Annotated in this window: 10 protein-coding genes; 3 read left to right on the top strand and 7 right to left on the bottom strand. The window is 66.0% G+C overall.

The genetic code is table 11. The features are described from left to right. Positions 1-2: 2 nt before the first annotated feature. The 5 genes from IPG97_02730 to IPG97_02710 form a co-directional block, all read right to left on the bottom strand. Complete coding sequence (locus IPG97_02730; GenBank protein MBK6855495.1) at positions 3-797, bottom strand: PaaI family thioesterase; 795 nt, start codon at positions 795-797, stop codon at positions 3-5. A 30-nt stretch (positions 798-827) separates the two neighbouring features. After that, positions 828-1598: an exodeoxyribonuclease III gene (gene xth, locus IPG97_02725; protein MBK6855494.1), complete on the bottom strand. Its 771-nt coding sequence runs from the start codon at positions 1596-1598 to the stop codon at positions 828-830. Between the two features lie 138 nt (positions 1599-1736). After that, a complete protein-coding gene (locus IPG97_02720; GenBank protein MBK6855493.1) occupies positions 1737-3275 on the bottom strand; it encodes a hypothetical protein in 1539 nt (512 codons plus the stop codon). Positions 3276-3359: 84 nt separating this feature from the next. Next, entirely contained in the window at positions 3360-6041 is a 2682-nt protein-coding gene (gene polA, locus IPG97_02715; GenBank protein MBK6855492.1) for a DNA polymerase I, read from the bottom strand. Positions 6042-6118: 77 nt separating this feature from the next. Beyond that, positions 6119-6400 (bottom strand): pyrimidine/purine nucleoside phosphorylase, encoded by a 282-nt coding sequence (locus IPG97_02710; GenBank protein MBK6855491.1) that lies wholly within the window; start codon positions 6398-6400, stop codon positions 6119-6121. Between the two features lie 169 nt (positions 6401-6569). Here IPG97_02710 and IPG97_02705 point away from each other — a divergent pair, with 169 nt between their 5' ends. Together IPG97_02705 and IPG97_02700 are read left to right on the top strand one after the other, a co-directional pair. Continuing rightward, positions 6570-9260 carry an AAA family ATPase gene (locus tag IPG97_02705; GenBank protein MBK6855490.1) on the top strand — a complete coding sequence of 897 codons (2691 nt, stop codon included), beginning with the start codon at positions 6570-6572 and terminating at the stop codon, positions 9258-9260. Between the two features lie 385 nt (positions 9261-9645). Then, the gene (locus IPG97_02700) at positions 9646-9981 is read left to right on the top strand and encodes a hypothetical protein (GenBank protein ID MBK6855489.1); all 336 of its coding nucleotides are present in this window, start codon (positions 9646-9648) and stop codon (positions 9979-9981) included. 153 nt (positions 9982-10134) lie between these two features. Here the strand turns inward: IPG97_02700 and IPG97_02695 are convergent, their stop codons facing one another. Both IPG97_02695 and IPG97_02690 read right to left on the bottom strand, forming a co-directional pair. Further along, the gene (locus IPG97_02695) at positions 10135-10713 is read right to left on the bottom strand and encodes a response regulator (protein MBK6855488.1); all 579 of its coding nucleotides are present in this window, start codon (positions 10711-10713) and stop codon (positions 10135-10137) included. Positions 10714-10762: 49 nt separating this feature from the next. Further along, on the bottom strand, positions 10763-11062 hold the full coding sequence (locus IPG97_02690; GenBank protein MBK6855487.1) for a hypothetical protein: 300 nt from the start codon (positions 11060-11062) through the stop codon (positions 10763-10765). A gap of 198 nt (positions 11063-11260) precedes the next feature. Between IPG97_02690 and malQ the strand changes: the two genes are divergently transcribed. Then, entirely contained in the window at positions 11261-13201 is a 1941-nt protein-coding gene (malQ, locus tag IPG97_02685) for a 4-alpha-glucanotransferase (protein ID MBK6855486.1), read from the top strand. Positions 13202-13206: the final 5 nt, after the last annotated feature.

Here is a 13206-nt window from a genome sequence, read left to right as displayed (position 1 = left end):
AGTCACTGGCCTTGCTGCGCCCGTTCCCGTTCCGCGATCAGTTCCAGGAATGTGCCGGGGTTGAGCGAGATGAAGATCCCCTCGGCTCGGGCCGTGATGGTGTCTCCTGCGTAGCAGAGGCCTTCGGTGAAGATCTTGCGCCGCTCGACGCCCACCATCCGGCCCTCGAAACGCAGTTCGGTGTGCAGTGGTGTGGGGGCCTCGTAGCGGATCTTGAGGGTCCCGGTCATGCCTGGCGCCCCCGATAGGGACTGTGCCGCGCCGAGCACCTCGTCGAAGAGAGCAGCCACGAACCCGCCGTGTACGCATCCGGGTGGACCTTCGTACGCCTTGGGCATAGTGACGGTGGCCACCACCACCCCGTCTTGCTCGGTGAGCGACATCGGCGGTGCGATCGGGTTGGCGATGCCGAGTATCGGGCTGTGATCGAACATGGGGTCTGGAGTCGACCCGGTGATCGACGTCTCGCCGAAGCCGTAGGACAGGTCCTGGTCGTAGCCAGCGAACAGCGCAGCTAGCTTTTCGAGTTGGGCGGCGGCCTCGCTGACCACGTCGTCGGGAGCGCTAGTCCCGGCCAGCCGGGAGGTGAGAAGCCGTGAGGCATCGGCCATGCGCTTGAGTCCGGCCCGACGCGGCGACAGCTCGACTGACCCTGAGCGGAGGCGGCGGGTGACGTAGGCCAACCGTTCAGGGTCGGTCTCGTCGACTGGCCGAGGTTTCCAGTCGGTGATCGCGGCTAGCAGTTCGGCCCGGGTCGGTTCTTTGCCGGGCTGGTCGGGTTCGTTGGTTTCGGCCATGTTCCTGAGATGGTTCGGGGGTGGGGTCGTTCAGTCGCTGAGGTCGACGATCACCGGCGCGTGGTCTGAGGGCTGTTGTCCCTTCCGAGCGTTACGGTCGATGGTGGCGAAGGTGACCCGGTCGGCCACCGGCTGGGTACCCAAGACGAGGTCGATCCTCATGCCCTCGTGCTTGTGGAAACGGCCAGCGCGGTAGTCCCACCAGCTGTAGAGGCCAGGCTCGGGATGGATGAGGCGAAAGGTGTCGACCATCCCCCACTCGATGATGGCGGCGAGGGCTTCCCGCTCGGCTTCGCTGGTGTGGGTGGCTTCGCTGAATTGGGACGGGTCCCACACGTCCTGATCGGTGGGGGCGATGTTGAAGTCGCCGGCGACCACCACGGCTTCGGTGGCGGACTCGGCGGCGGCCAGACGGTCCCTGAGCCGAGCCAGCCAGCTCAGCTTGTAGCGGTAGTGGTCGTGGTCCAAGGCGCGACCGTTTGGCACGTAGGCGCTGGCGACCCTGACGCCTCCGCAGGTGGCCCACACCAGGCGGGCCTCAGGGTCGGTGTCGTCGGGACCGAATCCATGGACCACATCGTCGAGGCCGACGCGCGACAGGATCGCCACGCCGTTCCAGCGGCCCTCGCCATGGTGCACGGAGTCATAGCCCAAGGCCTGGAAGGCCAGGCCGGGAAAGGCGCCGTCGGCCAGCTTGGTCTCCTGGAGACAGACGACATCGGGAGCCAGGTCGACCAGCCAAGCCTCGACCCTGTCCATGCGGGCGTTCAGCGAGTTGACGTTCCACGTGGCGATTCGCACGATCCGACCCTAGCGGTCGGGAGAGATCCGGTCGTCGGCGCCGCGACCAGCGTGCGCACACTCTCCACCAAGACGACACCAGCGGGTCAGACCCAACCGTCTGACCCGCTGGGCGTCAGCCCGAAGAGGAGCGAAGGCTCAGCGAGCCTTCTTGGCCGGAGCCTTCTTGGCCGGAGCAGCTTTCTTGGCCGGAGCCTTCTTGGCCGGAGCCTTCTTGGCCGGAGCCTTCTTCGCCGGAGCAGCCTTCTTGGCCGGAGCCTTCTTCGCCGGAGCAGCCTTCTTCGCCGGAGCAGCCTTCTTCGCCGGAGCAGCCTTCTTAGCCGGAGCCGCCTTCTTCGCCGGAGCAGCCTTCTTCGCCGGAGCAGCCTTCTTCGCCGGAGCAGCCTTCTTAGCCGGAGCCGCCTTCTTAGCCGGAGCCGCCTTCTTCGCCGGAGCCGCCTTCTTCGCCGGAGCAGCCTTCTTCGCCGGAGCAGCCTTCTTCGCCGGAGCAGCCTTCTTCGCCGGAGCAGCCTTCTTGGCGGGGGCGGCCTTCTTGGCCGGAGCGGCCTTCTTCGCCGGAGCCTTCTTGGCTGGGGACTTCTTCGCAGGGGCCTTCTTGGTCGCTGCCATGCTGGGTGCCTCCTGGGCGTTGGTTGATTCCCCTTCGGGGGTTCCGTCATGTTGACGGTCTGAAGCCGAGGAAACCGCAGCGTCGGGCACAACCACACCAGGAAGTGCGACGTCGATACCCCGACGTGGGGAATCGAAGGCGGTGACGATGAAGGAACGAACCTCGCCGACCGTCAGCACCTCGCGGGCCTTGGTCGGCGCGGGGTTACCCATCGCCCTCAGCGGGATGTAGCACAGGGCGCCACCAGCGGTGACGGCATAGGCGCCATGCGACGAGAACCGTTCCACGGTGGCCTCCACCTCAGAACCCACCGGATGCTCGGTGACGAATTGGAGGAACGGGATCGGTTCGTTGATGGGTTCGGCTGGCTTGGACGCGCTGGTGCGCTTGCGCCTGCGGGACGAACCCTTGGACTCGTTGGCCGGCTCGGACCGGCCGATGGTGGAGGCCCGAGACGCCCGGCCTGCCGCGGCCGCGGGACCAGCGTTGCCCTTGCCGGTGACCCCTCTGGCTGCCTTCAGCACGCTCTCACGATCAGGCACCGGTGGTGGGCCTAGCGCCACTCCACTCACGGTGGGGCCATCGGTCCGGTTGGACCGACCTGATCGGCGGCCGCCTTTGGCGTCCCTGGTGGCCTTGCGGCTGGTCGGTCCCCGCACCGGTGTCCGCATCACGAACACCCATCCGACTGCTGGCACCGGCTTGCCGCCGATGAGACGGCCCTCCTCGAACAGCCACTCGTAGTTGCCGTGGAACTCCTGGAAGGAGTCGTTCGAGAAGATGGTGGCCCCGGTCTTGTCAGCGATCTGGAGCACGAAGGCGTCTCCTCGGCCAATGGCACCCGCGGGGGGTGTCACCAGTTCGCCGTTAACGATGCCGGCGTCGAAGGCGTCCTTCTCGTCGGGGCTGATGCGGTGACCGAAGGTGGCATCTACCACCACGGTGAGCTTGAGGTCTTCGCCATACTCGGAGAGGAAGGACCGCACCGCCTCGTCTAGCTGAGCCAGACTCGGCGCCGTCCTTCCCTCGGTGGCGATGTTGGATCCGTCGACAACGACGTGGGTCATGGTCATTTGGTTCATCAGTCAAGCAGCTTGAGCTGCATCGACGAGGGATTGTGGTGTTGACGATGTCCAGTTCAAGGTTCAGGGCTACTTCGCTTCGGCCCAACTGGCCCCGAAGGACAGGTTCACCTCGAGGGGAACGCGGAGGTTCGCCGCGCCGTGCATGACCGCGAGGGTCAGCTCCGACACGACCTCCTTTTCCGCCGGCGGTACCTCCACGATGACCTCGTCGTGCACCTGGAGGACGAGACGGCTTTCCAAGGCACGGGCACGCAGTTCGGCATCGAGGCGGACCAGTGCCACCTTGAAGATGTCGGCGGCCAGACCCTGAATGCCAGCGTTCATGGCTTGGCGCTCACCGGCCTGACGGATGCCTCGGTTGGTCGATGCCAGCTCGGGGATGGGGCGACGCCGACCGAAGAGGGTTTCGGTGTAGCCACGCTCCCGTGCCTCGGTCACCGTTCGTTCCATGTAGGCCTTCACCGCGGGGAAGGCGGCAAAGTAGGCGTCGAGGATCTCGGCCGCCTCGCTTCGGGAGATGTTGAGGCGCGTGGCCAGGCCATAGGCCTCCATCCCGTAGGCCAGCCCGTAGGACACCATCTTGGCCTTGGCCCGCTGGCCACCGTCGACATCTTGGGGTGCCACGTGGAAGACACGGGCGGCGGTGGCGGTGTGGATGTCATCGCCGGCCTCGAACGCCGCGATCAAACCCGGATCCTCAGCTAGGTGGGCGATGCAGCGCAGCTCGATCTGGTTGTAGTCGGCCACCAGCAGCTCGCAACCGGGTGCGGGCACGAAGGCGCGTCGGAACGCCTTGCCTTCTTCGGATCTCACCGGGATGTTGTGGAGGTTCGGCGCGTCCGAGGAGAGCCGCCCGGTTCGGGCCACGGTCTGGTTGAAGGTGGCGTGGATGCGCCCGTCGTCGGCCACCTCGGCCAGCAGACCTTCGCCGTATGTCGAGCGCAGCTTCTCCACCTCCCGGTACCGCAGGAGGTGGTCGATGATCGGATGCTGGCCCGCCAGCTTCTCCAGCGACGCAGCGTCGGTGGAGTAGCCGGTCTTGGTCTTCTTGGTCGGGGTCAGGCCGAGCTTGTCGAACAGGATCGTGCGGAGCTGAGGCGTCGAGTTGACGTTGAAGGTCTCGCCGGCGTCGTGTTGGATCTGGGCGGCCAGTTCCTTCACCTCGGCGGTGAAACGGTCGTTCAGCGCCGTCAGCTCGGCTCGGTCGACTCCGACACCGACGTGCTCCATCCGGGCCAGGACCGGGACGAGGGGCGTCTCGATGTCATCGTTGAGCGTCCGCAATCCCTGAGCGGCGAGTGCGTCGGTGATCGGGCTGACCAGACGGTCGACAGCCAGTGCCTGCCTGCAGTGCACCAGGGCCTGGTCGGTCGCTCCGCCGGTCAGGTCCAGCTGGCCCTCGGGGGCCGCAGAGCCGGCCGGAAGCTCCAAACGGGCGTAGCGGACCAGCACGTCCCCGATGGCGTAGCGGGTCTCGGCGGGGTCGAGGAGGTATGCAGCCAGGATCGTGTCCATGGCCAGGTCGGGCAAAGGTCGCTGCGGCGCTTCGTCGAGCAGGCGACGCAAGAGAGGTTTGGCGCCGTGGGCGGCCAGCCGACGGGCGGCCAACAGCGCGTCGAAAGCAGAAGCGGTCTCGGCATCGGCCAACATCGGGCCGGGGATCCACGCCACATCCCCAGACTCGGAATCCAACACCGCGGCGAAACCGGCCAACGGGCTTCGCCCTTCTTGTCCCTCCCAGGCCACCGCCACCGCCAGCGGAGCCTCCGACCCGGGATCGATCAGACGGCGGAGCAGTTCGGCTGCGTGTCGGGTGGTCTCGGCCACCACCGGTTCGGCTTCGATCACCTCGTTGCCGCTCGGCGGCGCGCCCAGGTCCTGCTCGAGGGCTTCGGCCAGACGGTCATATAGAGAGCGGAACTCCAAGAAGTCGAACAGGGACCGCAGTTCCTCGGTGTCTGGAACCGGATACCCCAAGTCATCGAGGCCCACGGGAAGCTCCACGTCTCGAACCAGCGCCATCAGGTCGGCGTTGCGTCGGGCCTGGGATTCGTTCTCCTCCAGGTTCTGGCGGAGCTTGGGTGTCTGGTCTGCGGTGTGACTGAAGATGCCGTCAAGGCCGCCGTAGGAGTTGACGAGTTTGGCTGCGGTCTTCTCGCCCACGCCGGGCACGCCCGGGAGGTTGTCTGATGCGTCTCCCCGGAGCGCGGCGTACTGGACGTAGTCGCGGGGGTGAACGCCGGTGCGTTCCTCGATGCCAGCCTCGTCGTATAAGGCGTAGTCGGACACGCCGCGCTTGTTGTAGAGGACCTTCACGTGAGGGTCCTCCACCAGTTGGTAGGCGTCTCGGTCACCGGTGACGATGATCACGTCGTCGCCACGGTCGCGGGCCATGGTGGCCAAGGTGGCGATGATGTCGTCTGCTTCTATGCCGGCCTTGTCGATGGCCGTGACCCCCAACGTGTCGACCACCTGGCGAACCAGGGCCATCTGCTGGCGCAAGATGTCGGGCGCGGCCTCACGTTGCGCCTTGTAGTCGGGGTTCTGGACGTGGCGGAATGTCGGCTCGGGCCGGTCGAAGGCCACGGCGATGGCATCGGGGCGGTGATCGCGCACCAGGTTGATGAACATCGACGTGAACCCGTACACCGCGTTGGTCACCTGGCCCGACGCGGTCACCAAGTCGGTGGGTAGGGCGTGGAACGCCCGGTAGGTGAGCGAGTTCCCGTCGATCAGCATGAACCTCATATGGCCCCGATCGTAGGAGTCACCAGACCGGCCCCGCGCGGCCCGGACCAACCCGGCGAATCAAGGGGACCAGGGACCTACAGGTACTCGCAGAGGTATGCGGTAGGACCGGCCACCTTGAGGTCGAAGCCGCTGGAACCCTCGACCTCGAACACGGTGCCGGCTGGGTGGTGATCCCAGGTGTCGCTGCCAGGCTGACGGACCACCAGCTCTCCGTGAATGACGGTGACGCGCTCGGGAGCGTCGGTGCCGAAGTGGTAGTCACCGGGCAACATCACGCCGGCGGTGAAGCGGTTCCCATCCTCGAAGCCGAGGCTCTGAACGGATCCGTCGAAGTAGGTGTTGTGTGAAAGCGACATGGACTCAGGTTCCCACACGTCGGGCGTTGCAGTGACGAACTCGAGCGATCCACTTCGGATCTGGCCCGCTGCTGGACACAGTTGGTTAGGCCTTGCTGCCCAGATCCCCTGGCCATTCCGTGTTGATGGGCCGGGCTGGCCTCCTGGGCCCATTAGTACCATCCGCCTCGTGACAACCTTGCCCCGAACAGCCGCTGTTCAGACGGGGTCAGGCGTAGCCGGCGACGGCTTGGTCGGAGGCGGTGGCGAGGTAGGGCCGGTGCTGATCGGCCGCGATGACATCCTGGTCCGTGCTCGCCAGGCACTCACCCGCAGGGGCGTGGTCATCTGTGGGACGGCCGGAAGTGGCCTAACTTCACTGGCCCGTGCGCTGGCCCCCGATTCTGTGTGGGTGCTTGCCACAGAGTCCACCGCAACGGTGCCTCTTTGGGCGGCCCGCGGTCTTCTTCCTCCCATCGCAGGAGGTTCGGAGGGAGGCCCCGCCCGAGCCTCGACCTCGAATCACGAGGTCTCGGCCAGAAGTCCCGTTTCGTCATCCGATCTCGAACGGGTCGAGGCGGCTCTCCGCCTTCACCTAGCTCGCCAGCGAAGGCCACTAGTGGCTGTGGTCGATGATCTGGACCACCTAGATTCCGCCTCCTCATCGGTGATCTTGCGCCTGGTAACCGATGGCCAGGTCCGTCTCATCGGGCTTCGTAAATCGTCTCGCCCAGCTCCCGAGGACGTCTCAGTGCTGTGGCGCGAGGCAGGCTTGGACCGCATCGACCTACCCCCGTTGAACGCAGATGACAGCGCCGCTGTGGTCACCAACGTCATCGGCGGGCCCGTCGATGGCCGAACCCTCAAGTACCTCGTCGACCTTGCGGCAGGAAATCCTTTCCTGGCCAGCGAGCTGGTTCGAGGGTCGATTGGTGCCGGGACGCTCCAGGAACGACATGGCCTGTGGACACTCACAGGCGAAGCCGGGCTCACCCCGGAAATTGCTGACCGAGCCAAGATCGAGCTCGATTGTCTGCCAGCCGACCTAAGGAGCGCAGCAGAGGTCCTGGCGATGGCCGGCGCCATTCCGATTGGCATGGCTCTGGTTCTGCCCGGTGCGATCCCGCTGGAGGCCCTGGAACGACTGGGACTGGCGGAGATCTTCGGACAGGGAGATCAAGCCAAGGCCAGGCTCGCCAGCCCGGTTCTCGCTCTACATCTCTGCACGACTCTCCCAACGGCGAGCCGGATCCGAATGGCAGCTGAACTAGCCGACGCGGCGCGTATCTCCGGAGCGGCAGAACCAGGCGGTCCGCTGGAACTGGCGGCCATCGAATGGGACCTGACCGCCCACCGTCGCGGTGATGCCAAGCGTCTTCTGGCCGGAGCTCGCATGGCACTGGATCAGGGCGACCCATCCCGGGCCGAGCGCCTGGCCCGCGCCTCTGCTGCTGTGGAGTCCAGTACCGAGGCGATACTTCTGGAGTCGTGGTGCGCCGATGAGCGCGGTGACCCAGTTGCAGCCTCCGAGACGCTCGCTCGTCACGTTCCCGACTCTGACGAAGCCCTGGTGGCAGTGACCATTCGCCGAGCCGAGCAGGCGTTCTGGACCCACCACGACGCTCAGGCCGCGTATGCGCTTCTGGACTCGGCTCAGACCGCGGCAAAACCATGGCCGCTGGCTCTCGACGCCGAGAAGGCGGTGTTCCAAGTGCTCGAAGGTCGGATCGACATGTCCCTCGCCATGTCGCTTCCACTCGTCGATCATCCCGAGCCATTGGTTGCCAGTGCGGCAAGCCTGGCCGCAGCACTGTCGTTGGCCATGACTGATCGGGCGGACGAGGCGGCCGACATGGCCAATCGGGCGATGGAGGCACTGTCCGCCCCATCCCCTTCTCTTTACCTAGATCCTGGCGTGCACGTCATTTCGCTCGGCTGGTCGTTGTTGAACGCCGGCCGCTTGATCGACGCTGACGAGCTCACCTCAGCCATCTACCAGCACACCCTCACCCGACCCGGCCGTCAGGCTCAGGGGTGGGCAGCGCTGCTGCGAAGTCGGGTGCTGCTGGCCCGGGGCCGCCCAGCCGAGGCAAGGACCGTGGCGCTCGAGGCGGAGCAGATCTGGGCATCAGCGCAAATGGCGGGACTGGCTCGTTGGTGCACGACTGCCGCCGCCCTAGCTTCCGCCTCCATGGGTGATAGGGCCGCCCTGGCCCATGATCTGAGCCGTCTGGAAAGCCACCCTTGCGGACCGTTCGGCCTCTTCGAGCCTGAAGTCGACCGCGCTCGGGCCTGGCAGCTCAACCTGTCCGGGCGTCATGACGAGGCCAGGGTGATGTTGAAGGACCTTGCCACGTCAGCGTCGGCGTCAGGCCGTCATGCCCAGGCGGCCGAGATGGCTCACGATCTGGTCCGTATGGGCGCACCCTCCGCGGCAGTGCCGATCCTCCAAGCAATCCCCGTACGCTCGCGGCTTTCCCAAGTCCGGCTTGCGTTGGCACACGGTTTGGTCCATTCGCCAGGAGACCTCGACATACTCGCTGATGACCTCGATGCGATTGGGGCCACTGGGTGGGGGCTCGAGGTTCGGTGTTTGGCGGCGCTGGCCACTCCCAATCGTGTCCACAAAGTCCGAGCCCAGGCCATTGCCGCGACAGAGCAGACGGGACTCGCCACCCCACCGCTGGTGAGCCTGGAAAAGGCCGCCAACGCTGACGGCCTGACCCCACGAGAGCAGGAGGTCGTGGCTCTCGTTTGTAATGGCCTCAGCAACCGGGAGGTCGCTGAGGCCCTTGTGGTCTCGGTGCGGACGGTGGAGAACCACCTCCACCGGGCGTACACGAAGATGGGCGTGTCATCTCGGACTGACCTGGTGCCGTAGGTGGAGGTGTCGAGGGTGCTGAGTAGCGTGATCGCACAACTTGAGTGCTGCTCCACTCATGATCGGAGCCTTGGCGTCGGGCATATTTCGGTCCATGCAAACCAGATCCTCGCTGTCTTTCCGTCCGGTCCGGCTCTCGTTCGCTGCCCTAGCCACCACCGCATTGCTGGTGTCCGGGTGCGGGAGTGGCAACGATGAAAAAGATGACGCCTCGGCCACCACCGTTATGGGGGCTGCGTCGCAGACAGATGAGTCTGGGTCGGCTAGGAACGAAGCCGCCAACGACGGTTCCACGCAGGATTCCGATGGGTCACAGGAGGACGAGGTATCGGACCTCGATGTGTGCTCTGAGATCACCGGAGCCCAGGTCGGTGAAATCCTCGGGGTGACGATCGTGAACGCTCAACCCAATTCTGCCTGGACAACACCGAACTGCAGCTACGCCATCGAGATGGACGGGTTTCCCGAGGGTGCCACCGTGGCCAACATCCAGTGGAACGCACGTCCTTTCCTGGCTGGTCAAAGGGAGATCCAGGAGGACGCCACCGAAGTTGCCGGCCTCAACGACGCGATCCTGATCACCACCGGCAGCCCAATGCTGATCCTGGCTGGGGCCAGCGGAGACTTCGTGGTGACCGGCGGCGTGGAGCTCTCAGTTGGCGGAGAAGTGGCAACGGTCGAACAATTGACTGCCATTGCCAAACTGGCCCAGGAGATCTGACTCCGCGGACTCCAAGCCAAGGACCCAAGCGGATAGGTACATGTCGCCCTCGCCTTGTCGGTCTCGACCCGAAAGGGTCCGGACCGCGGGGCGTGGCGGGTGGGCCCGGCCGACCAACCGGTCGGGCCCATCTCCTGTCGCACCCCGCAGGGCTCAAGCGGGTTGGAGGTCTCCGTCGAGGACTCGCTGGGCGATGTCTCGCATGGTGGAGCGTTCCTTCATGGCCGTCTTTTGGATGAAGGCGAAGGCATCGGCTTCCGACAACCCGTTGTTGTCCATCAGTTGACCCTTGGCCCGATCGACGGTCTTGCGGGTCTCCAACTGCTCTTCCAGCGAGGTGGCCTGCTCGTGCAAGGCCTTGAGCTCACGGAATCGACCTACGGCCACCTCGATGGCCGGGAACAGGTCTGACTTCTGGAACGGCTTCACCAGGTATGCCAACGCTCCGGCGTCACGGGCACGCTCGATGAGGTCTCGCTGAGAGAAGGCGGTGAGGATGAGTACCGCCGACCAACGCTCCCCCGCTATCTCGCGGGCGGCGGATAGGCCATCGAGCCCAGGCATCTTGATGTCGAGGATGGCCACGTCGGGGCGGTGCTCTCTAACGAGTTCCACCGCCTCGTCACCGCGGCCGGTCTCGGCCACCACCTCGTAGCCCTCTTCTTCCAGGGTTTCCTTGAGGTCGAGGCGGATGATGGCCTCGTCTTCTGCGATCACTACACGGGTGGGCACCGTTGCTCTCCAGTGTTGGGGGTGTTCAGGTTCGTTCGACCGTAGACGGTCATGGCGACGGGGCCGTGGTCATGAGCCGGTCGAGTAGTTCGTTCTGGGTTTGGTCCAGTTCAGCCAACTCTGCCACGAGGCTGTCTCGGTGGCGACTCATGGCATCGGCGTGGCGTTGGGCCTCGTGGTGATCATGCCCAGCCAAGGGAGTCTCTGACACCAATGCCCTGATTCGGGCCTCGTCGGCTTCATCGACGAGGTGGGCAAGCTGTTCTTCCACCACCGACAGCTCGCGTCCGACCTGCTTCATCCGCTCGGAGACATCTCGGAGGCGACGTTCGATCAGGGTTCGGCCCACACGGCGAGTGTACGGGACCTGGCGGGTAGGGCACGCCCTTGTCAACCAAACGGATGCGGCGACCCCGGGCCGGTCCCTTTGCGTCTGCGGCCAGGCGTCGAGGGGGTGAGCCGATCGGCGAACCGATGGGCGACTCGCCTCATCGAGCACGGCGTGGCATCGACCGCGGCCGCTTCGGTGGGCGGGCAGCATGGGGAGGTGAAGTCACTCGACCCCGCCCTGAGTGGAACTGATTGGGCTGGCGTGCAGCCTCGGTTCTTCGACGGTTTCGGGCGGGAAAGGACCGTGGATGCCGATGTGATCGAGGCGATGCACGTGGCCATGGGGATCGAAGGGCCGCCGGTCCCGCCGGCCACGATCGTGATGATCGCGGGATCACCCCCGAGGTCGGTTCCGGGCGGATCGATGGTGGTGCTCGAGGACGGATCGGAGGTCGAGCGCGCCGGCGGGCACCCGAATCCAACGGTTCGTGGCGACGGTTCCTGGCAACTTCCCGTAGATCTACCCGTCGGGTACCACCGGTTGGTGGATGAACAGGGGGTGGGTCGCCCCCTGCTGGTCTCGCCCGGGCGGTGTTACCTTCCGCCCGACCTGCGCGTCTGGGGTGTCACCGCCCAGCTGTATGCGGCTCGCCGATCGACGAGTTGGGGGATCGGTGATCTGGGCGACCTGGCCGTGTTGGTGGAGTGGGCCCAAAGTCGAGGTGCGGGACTGGTGGGACTGAATCCGCTGCACGCTCCCACCCCGTCGCCATCCCCACCCAACAGCCCGTACTCCCCGAGCACGCGCCGCTGGCTGGACCCGATGCTGATCGATCTGGACACGGTCCCCGGGTTCGCAGATCTGGCAGACGCCGGGCGATGGCGGTCCGAGGGAGTGGCCCTGAACCACCAGACCGATAGCCGGGGCTGGTTGACCATCGACCGATCAGCGGTGTGGGCGGTGAAGCGTGGCGCTCTCGAGGCAGTTTGGGCCGCGACCAAGGACCGGCCCAGCATCGAGTTCCACCAGTTCTGCCGCCGGGGCGGCGCGCCGTTGGAGAGGTGGGGAGCCTTCTGCACCATTGCTGACGGACTGGGCCAACCGGACTGGTCACGGTGGCCGGCCGAGCTGCAACGACCTCAGACCGATGCGGTTCGGCGAGTGGTCGATGCCGAGTCGGACCGGGTCAGGTTCTGGTGCTGGCTGCAATGGCTGGCCGATCAGCAACTGTCGTTAGCTGGCACGTGCCTAGACCAGAAGCTGACCATGACCGACCTGGCCGTGGGTTTCGCGCCTGACGGTTTCGACGCCTGGGAATGGCAGGACCTGATCGCGCCTGGGGTCCGCATCGGCGCCCCGCCTGACCCGTTGGGCCGAGACGGCCAGGACTGGGGGCTGCCGCCGTTCATTCCGCGGCGCCTCGACGGAGTCGGGTACCAGCCTTTCGCCGAAACCCTGCGCACCGTGCTGCGCCACGCCCGAGGTCTGCGCGTCGATCACGTGATGGGCTTGTTCCGCCTGTACTGGATCCCGCCAGGTATGGAGCCTTCCCGCGGTGCATACGTCCACTTCGTCGACCAGGACCTGTTGCACGTGCTGGCCATCGAGAGCACCCGGGCCGCGGCCATTGTGGTGGGTGAGGATCTCGGAACGGTGGAGCCCGGTGTCCGAGACGTGTTGGGGCAGGCGGGGGTGCTGTCGACCCGTCTGCTGTGGTTCGAGGACCAGCCGCCGTCCACTTGGCCAGCTCAGTCCATGGCCGCTGTCACCACCCACGACCTGCCGACCATCGCCGGGGTGTGGAGCGGAGCGGACCTCCGAGACCTCGACGCCGCCGCAGTCACGATTCCCCCCGATGGTGACCACGAACTGCGACACCGACTAAGGGTGGCCGCTTCGTCGCCTGACGACGCCGCCACCGACCAGATCGTGGTGGCTGCCCAAGCCGCGGTGGCGGCATCTCCGGCCATGGTGGCAACCGTGGCCCTGGACGACCTCGCTGGTGCCGTCCATCGTCCGAACGTGCCCGGCACCATCGACCAGCACCCGAACTGGCGGATCCCGCTGCCGGTACCGCTGGATTCGCTCGGCGAGTCCACCCTGGCGAACTCGGTCGGAGACGCCATGTCGGCCACCCGGGCCCGCCCGGTCTCCTAGGGTGA

The sequence above is a fragment of the Microthrixaceae bacterium genome (genome assembly GCA_016702505.1).
Taxonomy (GTDB): Bacteria; Actinomycetota; Acidimicrobiia; order Acidimicrobiales; family Iamiaceae; genus Aquihabitans.
This window is presented reverse-complemented; position numbering and strand designations above follow the sequence as displayed.